This window comes from Micromonospora sp. NPDC048930 (genome assembly GCF_043197935.1).
Taxonomy (GTDB): domain Bacteria; phylum Actinomycetota; class Actinomycetes; order Mycobacteriales; family Micromonosporaceae; genus Micromonospora.
The window spans coordinates 367879-391466 of sequence record NZ_JBICUB010000007.1 but is presented as its reverse complement, the minus strand read 5'-3'; the positions used below and the strand labels follow the sequence as shown (position 1 = coordinate 391466).

Sequence of the window (23588 nt, the reverse complement as noted above, 5' to 3'; positions counted from 1 at the left end):
GGGCGCACCCCCCCGGTGCGCCCCGCCCGTCGAGCACCCCGCTACGGGTGCACGACCAGGTTCCCCCCGTCGATCGCGGTGGTCGGCTCCGCGGTGAGCGGGGCATCGGGCTGGGTGTCGTACACGACCGTCCCGGTCGCGACCTCCCACACCTTCACCCGTACCCGGTCGGGGCCACCGACCACCTCGCCGTCGACCACGCTCACCAGGAACGCGTATCCGCTACGCCCACCGAGCGTTCCGGTGCCCTGGTACGCGGCCCGGCCCGGTCCGACGGTCAGCCAGTCGTAGCTGGTGCTGTGCAGGTCCAGCCCGCTGGCCCGGACCGACAGCTGGGTCTCCCCGCTCGGCGTGGTGGCGTCCTTCTCGTAGCGGGCGACGAAGCCGAGGGAGGTCTTCTCGCCGCCCACCGTCAGCCGGACCCCGCCGGTGACGAAGCCGCCGTTCGGGTCGTACACGACGACGTAGGCGTCGGCATCTCCCACGGTGCCCACGCTCCCGCTGCCGCCCTCGTCGTCGGTGACCGTGAGTTGGATCGGATACACGCCGGGCGCGGTGAACGTCCGGGTGGCCGCCACCGTCCCGGAGCCGTCCTGCTCGACGACCGTGCCCGGCACCGCGACGCCGTCCACGACCCACTGCGCCGTGTGGGTGTCGTTCCGCCCGGCGTCGGTAAACGACCCGGCCAGCCGCACCTCCGTGCCGACCGGCACGACCAGGCCCGACGTGGGCGCGTCGATGCGTACCCGCGGCGCGGCGTTGAGCACGACGACCCGCACGGTCGCGCTGTCGCTACCGCCGCGTCCGTCGTCCGCGCGCACCGTGATGGTCCGCTCGCCGTCCTCGGCGTAGGTGTGGTCCAGGACGAATCGGCCGTCCTGCACCGGTACCGGCCGGACCTCGGTACCGTCGCCGTAGTCCACGGTCACCGTGACGTCGTCGCCGTCCGGGTCGCTGACCGCGCCCGGGATGGACAGCGGCTCACCCTCGGCCGGCGTGGCGGCCCAGGGCATCCACTCCAGGTGGGGAGCCTCGTTGCGGGCCCGGACGGTCACCGTGAAGGTCGCCGTGCCGGCGCCGCCGTCGTCGTCCCGGGCGGTCACCGTGACCGGGTACGTGCCGGCTGCGGCGTAGCCGTGCGAGAGGGCGAAGGTACGGCCGGCACCGAGCGGCAGCGGTTGTGCGCCGGTGCCGTCGCCGTAGTCCACCGTCGCGGTAACGCTGTCCACCGGGCTCGGGTCGGTGACCGAGCCAGCCCGGGTCAGGGTGTCGCCCGGCTCCAGGGTCACGCCCGGCCCGGCCGACACGGTCGGCGCGACGTTCGCCACGGTGAACGGCGCGGGAGCGAAGCCCACCTCGCCCTTGCTGTCCGTCACGATCACGGCCGCGGTGTCCGAGAAGTTGTCGGTGTACGTCCACGTCGCCGTGACCGTCCCGCTGCCACCGCTCTCCACCACCTTGGCGGGGACCGGTCCGGGCATCGGCTGGCGGGGCCAGACCACCTGGGCGGTGTGGGTGTCGGTGGTGTCCGCGTCGGTGAACGGCACCGTGAGGACGACCTCGGAGCCCTCCGGCACGGTCACCGGGGCCGGCGCCGTGACGACCGGCCGGGCGTTGGCCGCGATCCCGTTGCCGTCGACCGCCACGGTCAGCGTGGTCACGTCGGTGGTGATCTTCACCGTGCCGGTCCGCGTGCCCAGGGCGGTCGGCGTGAACGTCACCTCCACCGGGCACGACGCTCCGGGGGCCAGGGAGGCCGGGCAGGTGGTCGACGCGGCGAAGTCGCCGGTCGCCGACACCCCGGTCACCCGCAGCGGCACGTCGAGCCGGTTGGTCAGAGTGACCGCCGACGGGTAGCTGGTCGAGCCCAGCCGCTGGTCCCAGAACTTCAACGCGGTCTTGTCGAACAGCTGGACCACCTGCGTGGTGGCCGTCGCGGCGTCGTTGTCGCGGTGCAGGTCCGGCACCGGGCGGGACCAGGCCTGCGCCTTCGCGGTCAGCGTGCCGCCCGGCTCGGCCGTGACCGTCCCGCGCACCGTGACCTGGACCGACTCGCCCTTGGCGAGCTCGGGCAGGACCACCGAACGCAGCGCCGCGTCGGCGTCACAGGACTCGCCGGTGCTCACGGTGCAGCCGGTGATCGAGACCCCGTCGGGCAGGAGCGTCTCCAGGTGTACGGCGGTGGCGGTGTTCGGGCCGGCGTTGGTCACCGTGGTCGTCCAGGTGACCGGGGCGCCCGGGACCGTGGTGGCCGCCGAGACGGTCTGCTTGACGTCGAGGTCGGCGGTCGCCGTCACCGGAGTCAGCAGCAGGGTCCGAGCCACCCGCAGCACCGTCTTCGGGTCACCGGGCTTGCGGGTGGTCACCGATCCGTTCACCAGGATCTGTCCGCGCTCGTTGACATCGACGGCCGAGGTCAAACCCACGCAGGGCGAGCTGTAGACCTCCTCGCCCTCGCCCTGGCAGGCGCCGCCGGCCAGGCTGGCCAGCTCGTACTTGACGCCGTCCTGCCAGAGCACCGCCCGGCCGGTCGAGTCCCACGACAGGGTCTGCCCGGTGCCGACCACCAGGCCGGACTCGTTCACCGCGTACGCGATGCCGCGCCCCAGGTCCGTGGTCTTCCCGTCCCGGGAGACGAAGGCGTTCTTCTGGTCGAAGACCTCCAGGGTGCAGAACTCCCCGACCACCGTGCCGTTGTCGGCGATGTCGTGCGCCCGGCTGCCGTTGGCCCCGCCGCAGGTCTCCGGGACGGCGACGGGGGTGACCTCGCCGTCGGCCCAGGCCGCCGCCCGCCAGCCGTCCGGCACGTACTCGTGCCCGACCACCGCACCGGAGCCGTTGATGCCGGCGCGGGTGGGCGCGGACTCGAAGTAGAGGTCCTGGGTGGCGTCCGTACGCTCGCCCGACGCGTTCCAGCGGACCGCCCACCACCGGTAGTCCCAGTCCGGGTCCTGCTCCATCGAGTGTCCGATGATCTCGCCGTCGTCGTTGATGCCGTACGCGCTGGCGAAGCCGCCGCCGACCGCGTCGGGCATGCTGGGCAGGGCCGTCATCCTGCCGTCCGCCCAGCGGAAGGCGTGCCAGCCGTCCTTGTGGTCGCTGCCGTGGTTGACCTCCTCGCTGGTCCCCACCACGACACCCGCGTTGTTGATGTCACCGGCGAAGCTCACGCACTGCCCGTCCGCGCCCGTGCTGGTGGTGCACGGCAGGGTGCCGAGGTTGCGCATCGTCCCGTCCTCCCAGAGGAAGGCGCGGGCGGTCTTGCTGCCGTCCCGGCGGACCACGATGGTGCGGCCGACGACCTGGCCCTTGTCGTTGAGCGCGACGCCCTCGACCGCGTCCTGCGGGTCCGGGGAGAGGCTGCCCAGGTCGGTGATGGCGTAGGTCAGGAACTTCGCCACCACCACGTGGTCCCGGTCCATCTTCAGCTTCAGGTCCCGGGTCACGCCCGCGGGTTTGCCGTCCACCGTCCAGCCTTGGAGCAGGAAACCGGGCTTCGGCGTGGCGTGCAGGGTCACCTCCGTACCAGCCGGGTACTCGTCCTGCTGCGGGTCCACGGTCACCTGACCACCGGGCCCCGCCTCCGCGGACAGCGTGTAGGAACCGGTGTCGACCGGCTTGACCTCGACGGCGGTACGACCCACCCGGGTGCCCTGGTCGGACCTGGCCAGCACCACGATCGAGTGCGGGCCGGCGGCCAGCACGGTCTGCGAGGCGTACACGCCGTCACCGGCGGCGCCGTCGTCGTGGGTGCCGTCGTCGTGCAGGGTCAGCTCGGCGCGGTCGCCGCGCTCACCGAGCACCACCGCCTTGACGTCCGCCCCCGGCACGGCCTTGCCGTCGTTGTCGAGTCGGGCGGACACCCGTACGGTGCCGTCCGGGGCGACCTGCGCCGCCGTCACCTCGACGGTGAGCGGGTTGCCGGCGATCCAGGCGCTCAGCGGCACCCGCACCTCGCCGCTGCCCGTGTTCCTCAGCCGGAGCGTCCAGCGACCGGCGGCGGGATCGTCGACGACGAGCCCACGGAAGGGCTGGTCGGCGTCGGCCGCGGCCGGAGAGCTGCCGCGCTCGGCCCCGGACGGGTCGAGCAGGGTGAGACCGACGGTCGGCGGGGCCATGGTGACCACCCCGGCCTGCTCCCCGGCCGGTACGTCCAGCGGCACGTCCACGGTCGCGCCGGGCGCGACGGTCGGCGACGCGGCCCCGATGCCCTGCGGTGCCACGATGGGTGCCTGCTCGTCACCCGGGGCGAGGGTGGTGGCGCCGTTCCGCCGCGGGTCGGTGGCGAGCCGGGGCAGCACGTACGCGTCGAAGTCCGACTGCGTCTCGGTCATCTCCGTGTGCATGGTGTCGCTCTCGGGCACGTCGTCGTAGACGTAGCGGGCGCTGGCCCGGGGCACGACGATGTCGCCGGTCCCGGCGTAGTAGCAGGGCACGATCTGCCCGACGCCGACCATGTTGGAGAAGGTCACCCCGCGCCGGTCGACGATGTTCGGGTTGAACGACAGCGCGTTGTACGCCGTGCTGAGCTGCTGGGTGGCCGGCATCAGCGGCGCCTCCTGGCCGAACAGGGCCGCGTCGTCCAGGATCAGGTCGGCGCAGGGCGAGCCCATGTTGGGCGTACCCATCATGATCAGCCGGTTGACCACCGGCCGGGAGTCGGTCTGCTCCGGCATCAGCTCCTGCACGTACCAGCGGGAGATCAGCCCACCCATCGAGTGCGCGACGATGTCGACGTGCCAGGCGTCGGTACGGTTCCGGACGCCCTCGATGTACATCGCCTCCTGCTGCGCGTTCTCGGAGATCGTGTTCGTCCGCTCGAACGGCTTGTCCAGCGAACCGGTGTTGAGGACACCCTCGGACTGCCCGTCGCCGACCGCCCAGCCCTTCAGCAAAGGGTGCCCGGAGCTGAGAATCGGCTGGTACTTGCCCCAGGAGGAGGCCGCGTTGCTCTTGTAGCCGTGGACCAGGATCACCGGCCGCGGCTTCACCAGCAGCGACACCTCCCGGGCGTCGCGGACCCGCTCGGAGGTGCGCAGCCGGACGATCAACCGACGCGGGTCGGGGTGGGCGGTGCCGTCCCTGTTCCACGCCAGGCCCACGGTGTCCCAGCGGAACTGGCGGGCCAGGCTCTCCCCCGGGTCGAGGACCTCCAGCCGCTTGCCGTTCTCCACCACCTCGCCGGTCTCGGCGTCGACGAGCTCGATGATGGTGATGCTGGCCAGCTCGCTGCGGTTGGTGACCCGTACGGTCACCCGGACCGTGTTGCCGTCGGTGGTGCCGTTCCTGGTGGCGTCCACCCACGTCCCGGTCGGGTACTCCTGGTGTTCGACGCGGACGCTGTCCAGCACCGGCCCCTCGCCGAGGGTCATGAGGAACGCGTGCTGGTCGAAGTCGCCGTTGCGGCGGCCGTAGCCGCTGATCTGCCCGGCGTCGTTGATGCCGGTGGCCGCCACCAGCTCCCAGTCGCTCCCGTCCGGCAGCAGGGTGTTGAGGTCGGTGACCGCACCGTCCTGGAACAGCGCCGCGTGGTCGAACTGGGAGTTCAGGATCCGGATCGATCCGACGCCGGCACCGGCCTCGTTGATCGCGGCGACCTCACCCCCGTAGCTGGTCCGGTAGAGGGCCGGAGTGCCGTCGGCCTGCCAGATGACCGGCTGGTGTCCGCCGCTGCCAGGTTCGCCACCCCAGCCGGCGACCTGCCCGGCGTTGTTGACGTCGAAGGCCTGCGAGCGCCCGCCGAGCGGGGAACCGAGGCCGTCCCTGGTGGAGATGGGCTCGCCGGGCTTCGTCCGGAAGGCGCGGGGGGACAGCACGTCCGGCGCCGGGTCGGTGTCGGAGACGCCGACGACCACGCCGGCGTCGTTGACGCCGTCGGCGTGGGTCTGCCCGCCGCCGAGGCTGCCCAGGCGCAGGACCTTGCCCTGCGGGTCCCGGACCCAGTCCCCGCCGGCGACGAAGCCGGTGTTGCTGATCGCCTCGGCGCTCTGCAGGTCGAGGCTGGTCATAGCGCCGTCGTGGTAGAGGAACGAGCCCGCCGAGGTGCCGGAGTTGGTCCAGTAGCCGACCGCGTCGCCGGCGTCGTTGACGTCCCGGGTGATGCTGCCGCCGGCGTCCGGGATGAGCGGGTGCAGGTCGACCGGGGGCTTTCCGGCCTGGAGCAGCAGAGCGCTGGTGTGTGACTCGACCCCCTCGATCCAGCGTCCGGCGGCGACGAGGCCGCCGTCGTTCAACTCTCCGACGCCGGTGCTCACGCCCGTGAGTCGGCCCATGACGCCGAGGTCGACGACGGTGACGGTGGGGGTGGTCGTGGCCGCGGCCGCCGGGGGCGGCGAGGTCACCGACCCGAGCACGGGCGCGGCCACCACGCCGGCAAGCAGCGCGGCGAGGCGTCGGCGGACGGACAGGGCGATGGGCATACGGATCTCCGGGCATGGTGGGACAACCTCCGCACCCTGTCAGCCGGCGCTTGCGGGAGCCTTGCGCGGCGCTAGCGCCCGGCCATCGCCGCCGCTCAGGCGGGTCGGTCCACCGAGTACAGCGGACGGGGGCCGCGCAGCCGGTCGACGAAGAGCGCCGCGCCCTGCTGCTGGCCGACTTCCAGCCCCCGCCGCACCGCCAGGGTCGCCGCTTCGTGGTCGCCCAGTCGCTCGAGCGTCCGCGCCCGCAGTCGGTACAGCTCGACCAGGAAGAACTCCTCGCCGTTGCGGTCGGAGGCTTCGATGCCCCGGTCGATCGCGGTCAGGGCTTCCGCCGGGCGGCCGGCGAGCAGTTCCAGCTCGCCGAGAATCCCGAGCAGCAGGTGGCTGAACATCGCCCCGGCCCCGGCGAACACCTCGACCGCCGTCCTGACCTCGGCGATCCCGGCGGGGTCGCCGCCGCGTACGCGGCCCCAGCCGAGCGGGCCGAGGGAGAACGCCTCGAGCTGCGCGAAGCCGCGCTCCCGGCAGATCGCGAGACCTTCGGCCGCCGCGCTGAACGCTCCCGCGGCGTCGTCGAGCCACAGCCGCCGCCAGGACTCCAGCACCTGCAGATACGCCTTCGTGTACGGATCGCCCAGCTCGTCGCCACGCCGGCGCGCCGCGGCCGCCGCCTGCCCCGACTCGTCGCGCCGGCCGAGCATCGCCAGCACGATGGAGAGCCAGCCCCGGCTGGTCGCCGCCGGATGCTGGAGGAAGATGTCCAGCCGTACCGCCTCGGCATGCCGGTCGGCGAGCGGCACGCACGCCTCCAGCTCGGCCCGGGCCTCGGCGAGCCGGCCCTGGTGCCAGCGGACCTGTCCCCGCGCGTGCAGCGCCGCGATGCGCAGCAGGGCGTCGTCGCGCTCCACGGCTGCCTCGTCCAACTGATCCACGGCCAGGTCGGCGTCCTCGATCCGTCCGCTCACCAGTGCGGTGCCCCAGATACCCCAGAGCGCCGAGAGCAGATCGTCCACCGAGCCCGCCGCGCGGGACAGCGCCAGGGCGAGGCGCCGCTGCTCGGCGACGGCCGGGGCGTCGTAGCCCAGCGCGAGGGTGAGCAGCGAGCCGAGCGCTGTGCGCGCCTGCAGCTCCAGCTCCCGGCCCGGTTGGCCGGGTACGAGCACGACGCGGTCGAGCGCGGCGCGCAGATGCCGCTCGGCCTCGTCGAAGGCCCACCGGCCGCGGGCGTGCTCGGCGGCGAGGAGCGTGTGCCGCACACAGCGCTCCGGGTCGGTGCCGCTCGCGGCCAGGTGGTGGGCCAGCACGGCCGCGTGCTCGGCGAGACTGTCCGGGTACCGGGCCTCGATCGCGGCGGCGGCCCGGTCGTGCAGCCGGGCCCGGCGGGCCCGGGGCACCTCGGCGAGCAGTGTCTCCTGGACCAGCGCGTGCGCGAAGCGGAAGCGCGGGACCGGGGCCGGCTCCTCGCTGAGCAGACCGGAGCGCAGTGTCCGGTCCACGGCCGCGTCGATGGTCGGCGCGGGCACGCCGGAGACCGCCGCCAACAGCGGCAGATCGAAGACCCGTCCGGCCACCGCGGCCGCCTCCAGCACCGCCCGGTCCGCGGGCTCGACCCGGCGCAGCCGCCGCGCCACCGCCTCGCGGACCCCCTCGGGTACGACGCCGTCGTCGAGGACCGCGTCCGGGCCGCCGAGGCGGACCACCTGGGTGATGAAGAAGGGGTTGCCGTCGGTACGCGCGGCCACCGCGCTCGCCACCTCCGGTGACACCGTTCTGCCCGTCGCCTCGGCGATGTAGGTCCGCACCTCGTCGACCCCGAGACCGCGCAGCGTGACCCGGTGGGCACCGACCCGGGCCAGCCCGGCGAGCAGGTGCCCGCTCGGGTCGTCGGTGACGTCGTTGGGCAGGCGCACCGTGGCCACGACGGCGACGGGGACGTCGCGCAGGTGGGCGGCGACCAGCTCGAGCAGGTGCAACGACTCCTGGTCGGCCCAGTGCAGGTCCTCGAGCACGACGAGCAGCGGCCGGCGGCGGCCGGCCGCGGCGAGCAGCGCGACGACGGCGTCGACCAGCTGGGCGCGAGCCTGTGCCGGGCTGGTCGCGTCGGGGGCCGTTCCACGAGCCCCCAGCTCCGGCAGGAGGAGTGCCGCGGGGGCGGCGCGCCCGGAGAGCAGCGCCCGTCCGTCCGGACCGTCGCCGACGACGTCGCGCAGCGCCTGCGTCCACGGCCAGAGGTCAGGCGCGCCCTCGTGCTCCCAGCAGCGGCCCCAGACCACCTGGGCACCCGCGGCGGTGGCGCGTACGGCCGCCTCTTCCGCCAACCGGGTCTTGCCGATGCCCGCCTCACCGGTCAGCGTGACCACGGTCGTGACCCCGGCCCAGGCGGTGGCGAGCGCCGCGTCGAGCCGGGCGAGTTCGTCGTCCCGCCCCACGACGGGAGGCCGGCTGGGCGCGACCGGTTGCGGGGCGGGGGCCGATGGTGCGACCACGGTCCGGACGGGGGCGACGGGCAGGTCGAGCGTCGGGTCCTGGCGCAGCACCCGCTCGTACAGTTGCTGCAGCTCCCGCCCCGGGTCGACCCCGAGCTCGTCGGCGAGCAACCGCCGGCCCTCGTCGTAGACCGCGAGCGCGTCGGCTTGCCGGCCGCTGCGGTAGAGCGCGAGCATGAGCGCGCCGCGCAGCCGCTCGCGCAGCGGGGCCTGACCCACGGCGGCGAGCAGCTCGTCGGCGAGGTGCCCGTGCCGGCCGAGCGCGAGGTCGAGTTCGGCGGCGAGCTCGCGGGCGGACCAGCGCCCCTCGTCCAGTCGCACCGCCTCGGCCCGCACCGCCGGCACGGGAATGTCGGCGTAGGCCGGGCCGCGCCACAGGGCGAGTCCCTCGTCGAGGACCCGACGGGCGTCGGTGAACCGGCCGGCGTCCCGCAATTCGTGAGCGGTGCGTACCGCTTGTTCGAAGCGGGTGGCGTCGAAGGCGTCCCCGGCGAGGGCCAGCAGGTAGCCGGACGGCCGGGTGGCGAGGACCTCGGCGGCCGGTACGCCCGCCTGGTCGAGCAGCCGGCGCAGGCGGGAGACGTACGCCTGCAAGCTGCCGCGGGCGCTCGCCACCGGCTTGTCGGACCACAGCCGGTCGACGAGCGTCTCGGCGGGCACCACCCGGTTGAGGTCGAGCAGCAGGGCGGCGAGCAGCGTACGCAGCTGAGCGGCCGCGAGATCGACCGGTACGTCTCCGACGCGCACCTCGACCGGTCCGAGCACGCGGACCTCCAGCGCGCCGCCGTGCCCCACCACGCCGTCCACCACACCTTCCCCGCCGGCCGCATGCCGTCCGGCGCCCCGGACCGGCATGCTGCCAGAGTGGAGCCGGCAGCCGGCTCGACCATTCGGGCCGCTAACCGGGTGATCCGGACCATGGGACCCAGCGGGTCGGTCAGAAGGATAAGTACGGCGAGCCGCCATCCGGCCCGGCCGCCACCGACGTTCCACCGAGTGCCGGTGGCCGGCCGGAGGGTGGTGGGAACCCTGTACGGCGAACGGGCCGGGACCCCCTCCCGCGGCGTCACCGCGTCCCGGCCCGCCCGGGTACGACGAACGGGCCGGGACCCCCTCGCACGGCGTCACCGCGTCCCGGCCCGCCCGGGTACGACGAACGGGCCGGGACCCCCCGTGGGTCCCGGCCCGCACGTCGCGGATCGTCAGCGTTCCGATCCGCCCTGGCTCCGGCGCCTCGTCTCGGCGCGCCCCTGGTCGATGCCGTGATCGACCTGGTCGGCGAAGCGCCCTTCCTTGATCTTGTCGGTGAAGCGTCCCCCGGTGACCCGGTCGAATCGCTCACGGACGTTCTCGGCCACCTTCTCCAGCCGGTCCTCCGCCTGTTGTGCCACCTTCTTCGCCGATTCCGCCATGGCTCCCCCTGCCAGTTCGGCGTCCGGATTGAGCTGGTTGGCCCTGATTCACAGGCTAGCGAACCCCACCCCTCGCACGCCTCACTTTCCCGGAACCCACTGCCCGCCGCGTCATCCACGGCGAGATCTTGGAAGATTTCGGCCCCTCCGGGGGCCGTCTCCTTCCAAGATCTCCGGATGGCAGAAGCGTGAAGGCCGGCGCGGCCCCGGAGGGGGGCGCGCCGGCCTTCGGCAGCGGAACTGGTGGCTACGCGGTCAGCGGTCGGGAGTGCGGCGAGGGCGCCAGACGACCAGCGCGGTCGAGGTGCGGTTGGTGGGTACGAGGTCGCCGCGCGAGAAGCCACCCAGCGACTCCAGCTCGGCGATCCGGCGATACGCGGCGTCCAGCTCCGCCTCCAGCCGGGCCACCCGCTGCTGAGCCTCCTCCAGCAGGCGCTCCAGCCCGATGATCCGCTTGACCCCGGCCAGGTTGATCCCGTCGTCCTGGCTGAGCCGCTGCACCTCGCGGAGCAGCACCACGTCCCGGACGCTGTACCGGCGACCGCCGCCGGCGGCCCGACCGGCCTGGACCAGACCCAGTCGGTCGTACTGGCGCAGGGTCTGTGGATGCATGCCCGCCATCCGCGCCGCCACCGAGATCATCAGCACCTTGGCCTCGTAGGCAGGGTCACCCGAGCCGACGAACTCCTCCGACATCCCCGCTCACCTCCGCTGCCTTCCACCCGGTCAACTGAATCGACGCACCCGCGCGTCGAGATGTTCCCGCGCGGCCGGCGGCGTCTGCTCCGCGAACGCCTCGAGCGCCGCCCGCGCCTCGTCCGACACCTTCGCCGGGACCACCACGTCGAGGGTGACCAGCAGGTCACCGGCGCGGCCGTCCTTGCGTACGACGCCCTTGCCCCGGGCCCGGAGCACCCGACCGCTCGGCGTACCCGGTGGCACCCGGAGGGTCACCGTGCCGTCCAGGGTCGGTACCCGCAGATCGGTGCCGAGCACCGCCTCCGCGAACGTGACCGGCACGGTCAGGGTCAGGTCGTCCCCGCTGCGCCCGAACAGCTCGTCCGGGCGGACCTTCACCTGGACGAACAGGTCGCCCGCCGGACCGCCCCGTTCGCCCGGTTCGCCCCGGCCGGCCAGCCGGATGCGCTGGCCGTCGGCCACCCCGGCGGGGAAGCGGACGTTCAGCGTCCGGGTCTTGGTCACCCCGCCGGTGCCGTGGCACTCCGGGCACTTCTCCTCGACGATGGTGCCGACGCCCTGGCAGTTGCGGCACGGCTCGGAGAAGCTGAACGACCCCTGGTTGCGGGTGGTCACCCCGGCGCCGTGGCAGACCGGGCAGGCCACCGGCTGGGTGCCGGGCTTCGCCCCGTTGCCGTGGCAGGTGTCGCAGACCCCGGGGGCGCGCAGCGTCAGCGGGAGGGTGACCCCGCGTACCGCGTCCTCGAAGTCGAGCGCCACCTCGGCCTCCACGTCCCGGCCCTTCGCGGGACCGCGCGGGCGGGTGGCGCCACCGGCGCCGCCGCCGGTGAAGAGCGAGCTGAACAGGTCGCCCAGGCCACCGCCGCCGCCGAACCGGGCCTCGCCGCCGGCCGCCCCGCCGAACAGGTCGGAGACATCGAACGGCATGCCGCCCGGCTGGCCACCGCCACGGGCGCTGCGGCGGAACGCGCCGGAGCCGAAGAGGGACCGCATCTCGTCGTACTCGCGACGCTTCTTGTCGTCGCCGAGCACGGCGTACGCCTCGGAGACGGCCTTGAACCGCTCCTCGGCCTTCGGGTCACCGGGGTTGTGGTCCGGGTGCGACTCCCGAGCCAGCTTCCGGTACGACTTCTTGATCTCGTCCGAGGAGGCGGACTTCTCCACGCCAAGCACGGCGTAGTAGTCCTTCTCGATCCAGTCCTTGGAACTCACCGGTCCACCCCCTTCCACGGGACGTACCCCGATCGTCCCGCCCGCCCGACGTGGGCGGGCGGGACGTCACGGGTCGGCACTACTCTGGATCGGCGACCGCGACCAGGGCGGGCCGCAGCAGCCGTTCGCCGAGCTGGTAACCCCGGCGCATGACCTGCACGCAGGTCGGTTCGGTCACGTCGGCGGAGGTCTGGTGGGCCACCGCCTCGTGCCGGGTCGGATCGAACGGGTCGCCCTGCTCGCCGAACGCGGTCAGGCCGAACTTGCCCAGCGCGGTGGTGAGCTGCTCGGCCACCGAGCCGAACGGTCCCACCAGGTCGCCGTGCTCGCGGGCCCGGTCCAGGTCGTCGAGGATCGGCAGCAGCGCGGTCAGCACGCTGCCGGTCGCCTGTTCCTGGACCAGGTTGCGGTCCCGGTCGACCCGCTTGCGGTAGTTGGCGTACTCCGCCGACACCCGCTGGAGGTCCCGGGTCCGCTCGTCCAGCTCGGCCCGGAGCGCGTCCAGCTCGGCTCCGAGCGGACCGCCCGGCCTGACGATCTCCTCGACCGCCTCGGCCTCCTCGCTGGGCTCGGCGGGCGCGTCGACCACGGGCGGGCCGGAGACGGGGGCCTCGGCCTCGATCTCGTCGACCACGACCTCGGCCTCCTCGACCAGCCCCTCGGCCGGCGCGTCAGCCGCGGCGTCCGCCGCCGCGGCGTCGGTCGGGGGCTTCTCGGTGGTCTTGCCGATCTTGCGCTTGTCACGGATGACGACCCGCGGCTCGTCGCCGGCGCCCTGCCCGGCGGTCGCGGAGCCACCCGGCGCCGACCCGGTGGCGCCCGGGTCGGCGGCTCGTGGCTTCTCCGTCATGCGGTTACCTCATCCCTCTGCGGTCGAGTACGTGTCCGGGACGGAAGGTCACTTCTTGTCCTCGTCCACGATCTCCGCGTCGACCACGTCGTCGGCACCGCCGGGCGTCGCGCCGCCGGTCGCACCCGCGCCCGGCCCGGCCGCCCCCGGCGCACCCTGCTCGCCCTGCTGCTGCGAGTAGAGCAGCGAGCCGGCCTGCTGGGAGACCTGGGCCAGCTTCTCGTGGGCGGCCTTGATCTTGTCGATGTCCTGGCCACCGAGGGCGCTGCGCAGCTCGCCGAGGGCCTCGTTGAGCTGGTCGCGGTTCTCGCTGGGCAGCTTGTCGCCGCTCTCGGCGAGGAACTTCTCGGTCTGCCACTGGAGCGCCTCGGCCACGTTGCGGGTCTCCGCCTCGTCGCGCCGGCGCTTGTCCTCCTCGGCGTGCTCCTCGGCGTCCCGGCGCATCCGCTCGATGTCGTCCTTCGGCAGCGAGGAGCCGCCGGTGATCGTCATCTTCTGCTCCTTGCCGGTGCCCAGGTCCTTGGCGTGCACGTTGACGATGCCGTTGGCGTCGATGTCGAAGGTGACCTCGATCTGCGGCACGCCGCGCGGCGCCGGCGGGAGGCCGGTCAGCTCGAAGGTGCCGAGCTTCTTGTTGTAGGCCGCGATCTCCCGCTCGCCCTGGAACACCTGGATCAGCACCGACGGCTGGTTGTCGTCCGCCGTGGTGAAGACCTCGGAGCGCTTGGTCGGGATGGTGGTGTTGCGCTCGATGAGCTTGGTGAAGATGCCGCCCTTGGTCTCGATGCCCAGGCTCAGCGGGGTCACGTCGAGCAGCAGGACGTCCTTGACCTCGCCCTTGAGCACACCGGCCTGGAGGGCGGCGCCGACGGCGACGACCTCGTCCGGGTTCACGCCCTTGTTGGGCTCCTTGCCGGTGAGCTGCTTGACCAGGTCGGTCACGGCCGGCATCCGGGTCGAGCCGCCGACCAGGATGACGTGGTCGACGTCCGAGACCTTGATCCCGGCGTCCTTCACGGCCTGCTCGAACGGGCCCTTGCAGCGGTCCAGCAGGTCCTGCGTCATGCGCTGGAACTCGGCGCGGCTCAGGGTCACGTCGAGGTGCAGCGGGCCCGCCGAGCCGGCGGTGATGTACGGCAGGTTGATGTTGGTGGTGGTGGCGGCGGACAGCTCGATCTTGGCCTTCTCGGCCGCCTCCTTGAGCCGCTGCATGGCCATCTTGTCCTGGGACAGGTCGATGCCGTGCTCGCCACGGAAGGTCTTCACCAGGTGGTCGATGATCCGCTGGTCCCAGTCGTCGCCACCGAGGTGGTTGTCACCGCTGGTGGACTTGACCTCGATGACGCCCTCGGCCAGCTCGAGCAGCGAGACGTCGAAGGTGCCGCCACCCAGGTCGAAGACCAGGACGGTCTGCTCCTTGGAGCCCTTGTCGAGGCCGTACGCCAGGGCGGCCGCGGTCGGCTCGTTGACGATCCGCAGCACGTTGAAGCCGGCGATCTCACCGGCCTCCTTGGTGGCCTGGCGCTGGCCGTCGTTGAAGTAGGCCGGGACGGTGATCACCGCGTCGGTGATCTGCTCGCCCAGGTACGCCTCGGCGTCCCGCTTGAGCTTCATCAGCGTCCGGGCCGAAATCTCCTGCGGGGTGTACTTCTTGCCATCGATGTCGACGGTCCAGTTGGTGCCGATCTCCCGCTTGACCGAGCGGATGGTCCGGTCGGGGTTGGTCACCGCCTGGCGCTTGGCGACCTCACCGACGAGCACCTCGCCGTTGCGGGCGAACGCGACGATCGAGGGGGTCGTCCGCGAGCCCTCAGCGTTGGCGATGACGGTGGGCTCACCGCCCTCGAGAACGCTGACGCAGGAGTTCGTCGTGCCGAGGTCGATGCCGACCGCACGTGCCATGTTCGCTTCCTCGCTTCGTAACGGTGAGCAGGTCAACGGGCCTGCCCGGCGGGTCGCCCGCAGCGACCGCACCACAAGTTGAGTGAACTTGACTCAATAGTGCCACGCCGCCGGCAAACCGCAAGTCGAGGTTGAGTCGACCCGACGCAACCCGACCGTTATTACCGTCCGGTTGTCTTACCTTGCGTCGGTCGGGCACGCTTTAGCGGTGACGACGCATGGCGATTCCGCCACCCGTTCCGGCGCGCCCGCCGTCGCAGCCCGCACCGGACCCGCCACCGGGGACGACCCGCCCGCCACCAGCGCGGATGGCCTCCCCGCCGCGCTCGCCGGCCTGCGGGCCGCGATCGAGGCGGCCCGATTCCCGCTGGCCCTGCCCTCCGCCGAGCCGGCCCGGCGGACCGCCGCCGGCCTCACCGACCAGCTCGACGACTACGTGCTGCCCCGGCTCGCCCGGCTCGACGCCCCGCTGCTGGTGGTGGTCGGCGGCTCCACCGGCGCCGGCAAGTCGACGCTGGTCAACAGCCTGGTCCAGGCCCGGGTGAGCGCAGCCGGCGTGCTCCGCCCCACCACCCGTTCCCCGGTCCTGGTCTGCAACCCGGCCGACTCGGCCTGGTTCCGGCAGGGCGAGCTGCTGCCCGGCCTCACCCGCACCAACGAGCCGAGCGACGAGCCCGGCACCCTGCACCTGGTCACCGCCCCGGCGCTCCCGGCCGGGCTGGCCTTCCTCGACGCGCCCGACATCGACTCGGTGGTCGACGCCAACCGCGCGCTCGCCGGGCAGCTGCTGGCCGCCGCCGACCTCTGGCTCTTCGTCACCACCGCCGCCCGGTACGCCGACGCCGTGCCCTGGGAGCTGCTCCGCACCGCCCGGGCCCGGGGCACGGCGATCGCCATGGTCCTCGACCGGGTGCCCCCGGAGGCGGCCGACGAGATCGCCGGCCACCTGTCGGAGATGCTCGCCGCGCAGGACCTGGGCGCCGCACCGCTCTTCGTCCTGCCGGAGACCTGGGTCGACGGGCAGGGGCTGCTCCCCGACAAGGTCACCGCCCCGCTGAGCGCCTGGTTCGCCCGGCTGGCCGCCGACGCCGAGGCCCGCTCGGCCGTGGTCCGGCAGACCCTGGACGGCGCGATCGCCGCCCTGCACCCGACCGTGGACGCGCTGGGCGACGCCGCAGACGAGCAGGTGGCCGCCGCCGACGCGCTGGACGAGCGGGTCCGGGCCGCGTACCGGGGGGCGGAGCGGACGGTCGACCAGGGGCTCCGGGACGGCCGGCTGCTCCGCGGCGAGGTGCTGGCCCGCTGGCAGGAGTTCATCGGCACCGGCGAGTTCTTCCGCACCCTGGAGGCGCGGATCGGGCGACTGCGCGACCGGCTGGTCGCCGCCGTCACCGGGCGTCCCGCCCCGGCCGCCGAGCTGAAGAACGCCATCGAGTCGCAGCTCGTCACGCTGCTGCGCGGGGTGGCCGCCGAGGCGGCGGAGAACGCGTACACGGGCTGGAAGGCGCACCCGGCCGGGGCGGCGCTGCTCGCACCGGAGCTCGCCCACGCCTCGGCGGACTTCGCCGAACGCGCCGAGCGGCTGGTCCGCGACTGGCAGCGCGGGGTGCTGGAGCTGGTCCGGGCCGAGGGGGGCGACCGCCGCTTCGTGGCCCGCACGGCCGCGTACGCGGTCAACGCGACCGGGCTGGCCGTCATGATCGCGGTCTTCGCCTCCACCGCCTTCATCCCGACCGGCCTGGAGGTGGCCACCGGCGCCGGCACCACCGTCGCCGCCCAGGCGGTCCTCCAGGCGATCTTCGGTGACCAGGCGGTACGGAACCTGGCCACCAAGGCCCGGGTGGACCTGCTCGACCGGGTGAACACGCTGCTGGCGGAGGAGGCCGACCGGTTCCTCGCCCGGACCGGGGCCGCCCGCCCGGACGCCGGGGCCGGCGACGCGCTGCGTCGGGCCGCCGTCGAGGTGGAGAAGGCCCGGCACCGCAGTGGCCTGTCCGACCCGGACGGCCCGGTGCTGCCCGCGGCCGACCAGGGCGGTGGCCGGTGAGCAACATCGTCGGCCGGATGCGGGAGGCGTTCCGGGGCGAGCAACGGGTCGACCCCGACGCCCTGATCGCCCGCCTCCAGGCGGTCCAGCGCTTCCTCGCCGCGACGGACGGCCTGGTGCCGGACCCGCAGCTGGTGCCCGGGCACACCGTCGTCGAACGGGCCGGCACGCGGCTCGCCCTCTCCGGGCACCACACCGTCGTCGCCCTGGCCGGGGCCACCGGCAGCGGCAAGTCGAGCCTGTTCAACGCCCTCGCCCGGCTGGACCTGTCGCCGGTCGGCGTACGCCGGCCCACCACCGGGGTGGCGCACGCCTGCGTCTGGGGGCCGCTGGACGGCGCGTCCCGGCTGCTCGACTGGATCGGGGTGCTGCCCCGGCACCGGTTCGTCCGGGAGAGCGCGCTCGACGCCGACGACGAGTGCGACCTGCACGGCCTGGTCCTGCTGGACCTGCCCGACTTCGACTCGGTGCAGCGGACCCACCGGCTGGAGGTGGACCGGCTGCTCGGCCTGGTCGACCTGGTGGTCTGGGTGGTCGACCCGCAGAAGTACGCCGACCGCGTGATCCACACCAGCTACCTGCGCGAGTTCCACCGGCACCGGGACGTGACGGTGGTGGTGCTCAACCAGGCCGACCGGCTGCCCCCGGCCGAGCTGCCCAAGGTCCTCGGCGACCTGCGCCGGCTGCTGGACGCCGACGGGCTGGGCGGCGTGCCGCTGCTGCCCACGGTGGCGGTGGACCCGGCCGGGCTGGACGGCCTCCGCGCCGAGCTGGCCCGTACGGTGGCCGAGCGGCAGGCCGCCCTGCGCCGGCTGGCCGGCGACGTGGACATCGTGGTGGACGGGCTGGAGCCGCTGGTCGGCCCGGAGCCGCCGCGTACCGGACCGGGCGACACGTCGGCGAAGGAACTCACCTCGGCGCTGGCCGGGGCCGCCGGGGTGCCGACCGTGGCGGAGGCGGTCGAGGCGGCGTACCGGCACCGGGCCGGGGGTGCGACCGGCTGGCCGCTGGTCCGGGGCTGGCGGAAGCTCCGGCCGGACCCGCTGCGCCGGCTGCACCTGCCCGGCGGGGATCCCGACGCGCCGGCGGAGAGCCTGGTCGCGGCGACCTCCGTACCCGATCCGACCGCCGCCCAGCGCTCGGCGCTCAACCTGGCCATCCGTGCGGTGGCGGACCGCTCCGCCGCCGACCTGCCGGCGCCCTGGCCGGCCACGGTCACCACCGCGGCCCGGTCCCGGCTGGCCGACCTGCCGGGCGCGCTGGACCACGCGGTGGCCGCCACCGACCTGGGCATGGCCCGCCAGCCCACCTGGTGGCGGGTGGTGGGCGGCCTCCAGTGGCTGGTCACCCTGGCCGCGGTGGCCGGGCTGGGCTGGCTGGTGCTCGGCTACGCGCTGCGCGCGCTCGGCCTGCCCGCCCTGCACCACCCGGAGCTCGGCACGGTGCCCTGGCCGACGGTGCTGCTCCTCGGCGGCCTGCTGGCCGGGCTGCTGGTGGCGGCGCTGACCCGGCCGGTGATCGGGTGGGCGGCGCGGCGGGCCCGGCAGCGGGCGGAGGAGCGGCTGCTGACCTCGGTGGGCAGCGTCGGCGAGCGGTACGTGCTGAACCCGGTCTGGGCGGTGCTGGCCCGCTACGCCGAGGCCCGGGAGGCGCTGCGCGAGGCCGCCCGGCGCTGACCCGTGTCCCGGCCGGCCGGGGGGCGTAGGGTCGGTGCATGGCCACGCCACAGACCCCCTACGAGGCGGTGCTGCACGCCGCCCGCGACGTGACGAGGCTCGACTCCGCCCTCGACGCGGAGATGCTCGGCGCCGCCCTGCTGGGCAGCGTCTACGCCGTCGCGGAGACCGACCGGGAGAATGCCGTCCGGGAGTTCGTGACCGGGTTCCTCGCCGCCACCGCGCGGCGGCGCAGCGCCGCCGCGACCACCATCCGCGCCGTCTTCGCCGCCCTGGTGCCGGACGCCGAGGGCACCGCCCGGGTCCGCCCCGGCGCGTACGCCCCGGCCTGGGCCGGGCAGCTCGGCCGGGTGCACCTCACCGGCACCTGGGCGTACGGGGACGTGTACGGCGACCAGACCTCCTACCTGGCCACCTTCGGGTACGACGACGCCGAGGGCGGGCCGGATCACGCCCTGGTCGCGCTGGTCGACCACAACATCGGCATCACCAAGGACGTCTTCGTCGGCGGTCCCGCCGGCCGGATCGTGGAGCAGGCCCGGGAGATCTGCACCGAGGACGAGTTCACCTGGTTCCGTACCGAGGATCCGGCCCGGATGCACGCGGAGGTGAGCCGCCACCTGGCGGTCACCGACCAGCTCGGCGAGCTGCCGGCGCAGGGTTCGCTGGCCACCGACCGGGCGCTGGTCGGGGCGCGGCTGGCGGTGCTGCCTGGCGGACCCGGCGGCGTCGGACCCGAGGAGGCCGCGCCGGCCACCGACGAGGAGCGGACCCGGCTGGTCCGGGGCTTCCTCGGCTCGCCGGAGGCCGCCCGGTTCGGCCTGGACGCGGCGACCGACGCGGAGCTGCCCTCGCTGCACTTCTGCCTGGGCCTGCTGCTGGACCACTCGGCGAGCTTCCCGGACGCCGATCCGATGCGGTGGAGCCCGACCGTCGCCGAGCTGTTCCTGCTGGACTGGGTGCACCGCCGGGCCGTGCTGGACATGGACGACGCGGCGATGCTGCCCCGGGTGCTGCGGGGCTGGACGGCGTACGCGGCCCGCCAGCGCGGGCTGCTGGCCGCGGCGGCCCGCCGGACGGACGAGGCGATCGAGGAGATGGTCCCGGAGTTCGCCCGGCTCTACAGCACCGGCGAGCGGCGCAGCCCCGCCACCGCGGCGGTCGCCCAGCTCATGGCGGACGGCGTCGACCCGGACGATCCGGCCGCCCTGGACGCCTGGATCGAGGCCAACCGGCACCGCCTCACCGACGACCCGGCCTGAGCCGGGCGGCTCAGGCGAGGGCTGCCGGGTCCGTACCCGTGCCCCGCTCGGTGGCACCGGGTTCGGCCGGCGGCTGCGGGGACGGGCTGGGCACCGACACGGGCACCATCGGTGGCCGGGGGCGCGGCGCCGGGGCCGGGGCCGGCCGGTCGATGCGGTCGCCGGGGCGCTGGTGCGGCGTACCCGACGGGTGGCGCGGAACCGGCGGGGTGGGCCTGCGGCCCGGGTCGGCCGTGGGGCTGGGGCTCGGCGCGGGCGACCCGGTCGGGGCCGGGCTGGTCGGCGGCGGGGAGGGTGCGGGCGAGGGGGTCGGCGTGGGGCTCCCGCTGTCCGACGGCTCCGGGGTGGCCGACGGGTCGCTGGTCGGGCCGGAGAAGGTGCTGGTCGGCTCCGGCGTGGCGGTGGGCGTCGGCGTGGCCGACGCGGAGGCCGACGGTGACGGCGACGGATCGGGCCTGGTGGTCGGCGGGGTCCGGGTGGGTCCGGGAGCGGGCGGTGACGGGGGCACGGCCGGCCGGGGCCGCCCCGCCGAGCCGAGGTCGGAGTCGTCCGGCAGGGCCGGGGCGGCCGGGATCAGCGGCAGCGCGGCCGCGGGCAGGGTGGTGGTGGCGGGGCCGAGCGGAGGCTTGCGGCTGGGCCCGATCGCGGGCTGGCTCCCGCTCGGCGGCGGGACCACCACCGGCCCGATCGAGGGGGTCGGGATGAACGCGGTGCCGCTGTCCGGCAGGGCGCTGTTGCCGACGCTGGCCGACCCGGCGCTGAAGGCCGCGAGGATCGGCATGGACGCGGTGCCGGCGAGCAGCGCGACCGTGAACAGGTAGCCCCGCGTGGGGACCCCGGCGCCGGGCGCGCGGTGCGCCCCGATCACCCGGCGGTAACCGGCCCTGGGGGTCGCGCGGTGGCCGCCGAGGAGCGGCGCACCCGGACCCTCTGCTGGCTCGGACACCGGCCCACTCCTCGTACGTCGACAGCTGGCAACGATCCGCCTGAGGCGTGGCACAGAAACGGACAAAGGCCGTTAAACACCCGGCGGCAACACCAGTCAGCTTGACCCAGTGACGCTCAGTTCACCAGGCGCCACAGCGTGTCGACACACAAATTGTCCGTCGGGTGTGGGCAGTCCTGAGCGACAAAACCCTCATCCGTCGCAAACGAGACGGAACGTGACCGACAGGGGAGGCCATACTGTGGGCCCGCTCACCTCCTCTGCAATCATTCAGGCACGACGGCAACGCAGCCGCTACCTCCGCGCACCCCGCGGCTGGTGCGGAACGGCGCCGGCGCTCCCGGGCCGGGTTCACCACGGACCCCGGCTCACGCCGCGCGGCAACCCTCACCGGGGCTAGGCGCGGCCGCCAGGGACCGACCCGGCACCAGCCGGGCGGGCGCACGATGTGCGCGGCACGGGTCACCCCCCGGGGCCGGCGCAGACCAGACAGGGAGAGACGGATGGCAAAGGGCGACCCCGGGGCCGCCGCCCGCACCAGGCGGGCCGCACCCCGTTCCAAGCGCGCCGCCGCAGCCGGCGAGCCGGAACTCGTACAGCTGCTGACGCCGGAGGGCGAGCGGATCGAGAGCGCGCTCGGCCCGGACGGGACCGAGTACCGCGTGGACTTCACCGACGAGGAGTACCGCGGGCTCTACCGCGACCTCGTGCTGGTCCGCAAGCTCGACGCCGAGGCCACGGCGCTCCAGCGCCAGGGCGAGCTGGGCCTCTGGGCCAGCCTGCTGGGCCAGGAGGCGGCGCAGGTCGGCTCCGGCCGGGCGCTGCGCCCGCAGGACATGGCCTTCCCGACCTACCGGGAGCACGGCGTCCTCTACTGCCGGGGCATCGACCCGATCATGCCGCTCGGCCTGTTCCGCGGCGTCGACCAGGGCGGCTGGGACCCGAACGAGTTCAAGTTCAACATGTACACGATCGTCATCGGGGCGCAGACCCTGCACGCGACCGGGTACGCCATGGGCGTCGCGATGGACGGCAAGACCGGCGGCGACGACGGCGAGGCGGTGATCGCCTACTTCGGCGACGGCGCCACCAGCCAGGGCGACGTCAACGAGTCCTTCGTCTGGGCCAGCGTCTTCAACGCCCCCCTGGTCTTCTTCTGCCAGAACAACCAGTACGCCATCTCCGAGCCTCTGGAGCGGCAGACCCGCGTCCCGCTGTACCGGCGGGCGGGCGGCTTCGGCTTCCCCGGCGTCCGGGTGGACGGCAACGACGTGCTCGCGTCGTACGCGGTGACCCGGCACGCGCTGGACAACGCGCGGCACGGCCAGGGCCCGAGCCTGATCGAGGCGTACACCTACCGGATGGGGGCGCACACCACCTCCGACGACCCGACCCGCTACCGGATCGCCAGCGAGGTCGAGGCCTGGCAGGCCAAGGACCCCATCGCCCGGATGAAGGCGTTCCTGACCAAGCAGCAGATCGCCGACGAGTCGTTCTTCGCCGAGGTCGACGAGCAGGCCCGGACCGAGTCGGTGCACCTGCGCGAGCGGGTGCTCGCCATGCCCAACCCGGAGCCGGTGACCATGTTCGACCACGTCTACCCCAACGGGTCCCCCGAGCTCGACGAGCAGCGGGCCCAGTTCAGCAAGTACCTGGAGTCGTTCGAGGGGAGTGCCCACTGATGGCCACGGAGACGCTCACCCTCGGCAAGGCCCTCAACACCGGTCTGCGCAAGGCCCTGGAGAACGACCCGAAGGTCGTGATCATGGGCGAGGACGTCGGCAAGCTCGGCGGCGTCTTCCGGATCACCGACGGCCTGCAGAAGGACTTCGGCGACCAGCGGGTGATCGACACCCCGCTCGCCGAGTCCGGCATCATCGGCACCGCGGTCGGCCTGGCCATCCGCGGCTTCCGGCCGGTCTGCGAGATCCAGTTCGACGGCTTCGTCTACCCGGCGTACGACCAGATCGTGTCGCAGGTGGCGAAGATGCACTACCGCTCGCAGGGCAAGGTCCGGATCCCGATGGTCATCCGGATCCCCTACGGCGGCGGCATCGGCGCGGTCGAGCACCACTCCGAGTCGCCCGAGGCGTACTTCGCGCACACCGCCGGTCTCAAGGTGGTGACCTGCGCGAACCCGCAGGACGCGTACTCGATGATCCAGCAGGCGATCGCCTCGGACGACCCGATCGTGTTCCTGGAGCCGAAGCGGCGCTACTGGGAGAAGGGGCCGGTCGAGCTGGACGCCCCGCTGTCCGAGGCGTACCCGCTGCACGCCTCCCGGGTCGCCCGGACGGGCACCGACGCCACCGTGCTGGCGTACGGCCCGATGGTGCGCACCGCGCTGGACGCGGCCACCGCCGCCGCCGAGGACGGCCGGGAGCTGGAGGTCATCGACCTGCGCTCGCTCTCCCCGCTGGACCTGACCGCCGCGTACGAGTCGGTGCGGCGCACCGGCCGCTGCGTGGTCGTGCACGAGGCCCCGGGCAACCTGGGCCTCGGGTCGGAGATCGCGGCCCGGATCACCGAGGAGTGCTTCTACTCCCTGGAGTCCCCGGTGCTGCGGGTGACCGGCTTCGACACCCCCTACCCGGCCGCCCGGGTGGAGGAGGAGTACCTGCCCGACCTCGACCGGGTGCTCGACGCCGTCGACCGCACCTTCGGCTGGTGAGCG

General features: G+C 74.0%; 13 protein-coding genes. 6 read left to right on the top strand and 7 right to left on the bottom strand.

The annotated features are described in order from the left end of the window. Positions 1-41 precede the first annotated feature (41 nt). The 7 genes from ACGFI9_RS20945 to dnaK all read right to left on the bottom strand — a co-directional run bounded on the left by ACGFI9_RS20945 (position 42) and on the right by dnaK (position 14983). Positions 42-6419, bottom strand: coding sequence for a PKD domain-containing protein (locus tag ACGFI9_RS20945; protein ID WP_393180009.1), 6378 nt, complete (start codon positions 6417-6419; stop codon positions 42-44). Between the two features lie 95 nt (positions 6420-6514). Then, positions 6515-9763: an ATP-binding protein gene (locus ACGFI9_RS20940; protein WP_393180007.1), complete on the bottom strand. Its 3249-nt coding sequence runs from the start codon at positions 9761-9763 to the stop codon at positions 6515-6517. Between the two features lie 347 nt (positions 9764-10110). Further along, positions 10111-10320, bottom strand: coding sequence for a hypothetical protein (locus ACGFI9_RS20935; RefSeq protein ID WP_393180006.1), 210 nt, complete (start codon positions 10318-10320; stop codon positions 10111-10113). A gap of 255 nt (positions 10321-10575) precedes the next feature. Further along, on the bottom strand, positions 10576-11016 hold the full coding sequence (locus ACGFI9_RS20930; protein ID WP_393180004.1) for a heat shock protein transcriptional repressor HspR: 441 nt from the start codon (positions 11014-11016) through the stop codon (positions 10576-10578). A 30-nt stretch (positions 11017-11046) separates the two neighbouring features. Further along, complete coding sequence (gene dnaJ / locus ACGFI9_RS20925) at positions 11047-12231, bottom strand: molecular chaperone DnaJ (RefSeq protein ID WP_393180002.1); 1185 nt, start codon at positions 12229-12231, stop codon at positions 11047-11049. Positions 12232-12310: 79 nt separating this feature from the next. Beyond that, positions 12311-13081, bottom strand: a complete 771-nt coding sequence (gene grpE / locus ACGFI9_RS20920; RefSeq protein ID WP_393180000.1) for a nucleotide exchange factor GrpE — start codon at positions 13079-13081, stop codon at positions 12311-12313. 48 nt (positions 13082-13129) lie between these two features. Then, complete coding sequence (gene dnaK, locus ACGFI9_RS20915) at positions 13130-14983, bottom strand: molecular chaperone DnaK (RefSeq protein WP_393179998.1); 1854 nt, start codon at positions 14981-14983, stop codon at positions 13130-13132. A 208-nt stretch (positions 14984-15191) separates the two neighbouring features. Between dnaK and ACGFI9_RS20910 the strand changes: the two genes are divergently transcribed. The 6 genes from ACGFI9_RS20910 to ACGFI9_RS20885 all read left to right on the top strand — a co-directional run bounded on the left by ACGFI9_RS20910 (position 15192) and on the right by ACGFI9_RS20885 (position 23585). After that, positions 15192-17030, top strand: a complete 1839-nt coding sequence (locus ACGFI9_RS20910; RefSeq protein WP_393179997.1) for an ABC transporter — start codon at positions 15192-15194, stop codon at positions 17028-17030. A gap of 17 nt (positions 17031-17047) precedes the next feature. Continuing rightward, the gene (locus ACGFI9_RS20905; RefSeq protein WP_393180160.1) at positions 17048-18706 is read left to right on the top strand and encodes a GTPase; all 1659 of its coding nucleotides are present in this window, start codon (positions 17048-17050) and stop codon (positions 18704-18706) included. 38 nt (positions 18707-18744) lie between these two features. Then, positions 18745-19968, top strand: coding sequence for a hypothetical protein (locus ACGFI9_RS20900; RefSeq protein ID WP_393179995.1), 1224 nt, complete (start codon positions 18745-18747; stop codon positions 19966-19968). Positions 19969-20006: 38 nt separating this feature from the next. Beyond that, positions 20007-20789: a hypothetical protein gene (locus ACGFI9_RS20895; RefSeq protein WP_393179994.1), complete on the top strand. Its 783-nt coding sequence runs from the start codon at positions 20007-20009 to the stop codon at positions 20787-20789. A gap of 628 nt (positions 20790-21417) precedes the next feature. Continuing rightward, positions 21418-22596, top strand: coding sequence for a pyruvate dehydrogenase (acetyl-transferring) E1 component subunit alpha (gene pdhA / locus ACGFI9_RS20890; RefSeq protein ID WP_393179993.1), 1179 nt, complete (start codon positions 21418-21420; stop codon positions 22594-22596). Beyond that, positions 22596-23585 (top strand): alpha-ketoacid dehydrogenase subunit beta, encoded by a 990-nt coding sequence (locus ACGFI9_RS20885; protein WP_393179991.1) that lies wholly within the window; start codon positions 22596-22598, stop codon positions 23583-23585. Before pdhA ends, ACGFI9_RS20885 begins: the two co-directional genes overlap by 1 nt. Positions 23586-23588: the final 3 nt, after the last annotated feature.

Bases quoted from the DNA above. Each gene is read 5' to 3' on its own strand.
- ACGFI9_RS20945 (WP_393180009.1), bottom strand. From the start codon at position 6,419: ATGCCCATCGCCCTGTCCGTCCGCCGACGCCTCGCCGCGCTGCTTGCC.
- ACGFI9_RS20940 (WP_393180007.1), bottom strand. From the start codon at position 9,763: ATGCCGGTCCGGGGCGCCGGACGGCATGCGGCCGGCGGGGAAGGTGTG.
- ACGFI9_RS20935 (WP_393180006.1), bottom strand. From the start codon at position 10,320: ATGGCGGAATCGGCGAAGAAGGTGGCACAACAGGCGGAGGACCGGCTG.
- ACGFI9_RS20930 (WP_393180004.1), bottom strand. From the start codon at position 11,016: ATGTCGGAGGAGTTCGTCGGCTCGGGTGACCCTGCCTACGAGGCCAAG.
- grpE (WP_393180000.1), bottom strand. From the start codon at position 13,081: ATGACGGAGAAGCCACGAGCCGCCGACCCGGGCGCCACCGGGTCGGCG.
- dnaK (WP_393179998.1), bottom strand. From the start codon at position 14,983: ATGGCACGTGCGGTCGGCATCGACCTCGGCACGACGAACTCCTGCGTC.
- ACGFI9_RS20905 (WP_393180160.1), top strand. From the start codon at position 17,048: ATGCGGGAGGCGTTCCGGGGCGAGCAACGGGTCGACCCCGACGCCCTG.
- ACGFI9_RS20900 (WP_393179995.1), top strand. From the start codon at position 18,745: ATGGCCACGCCACAGACCCCCTACGAGGCGGTGCTGCACGCCGCCCGC.
- pdhA (WP_393179993.1), top strand. From the start codon at position 21,418: ATGGCAAAGGGCGACCCCGGGGCCGCCGCCCGCACCAGGCGGGCCGCA.
- ACGFI9_RS20885 (WP_393179991.1), top strand. From the start codon at position 22,596: ATGGCCACGGAGACGCTCACCCTCGGCAAGGCCCTCAACACCGGTCTG.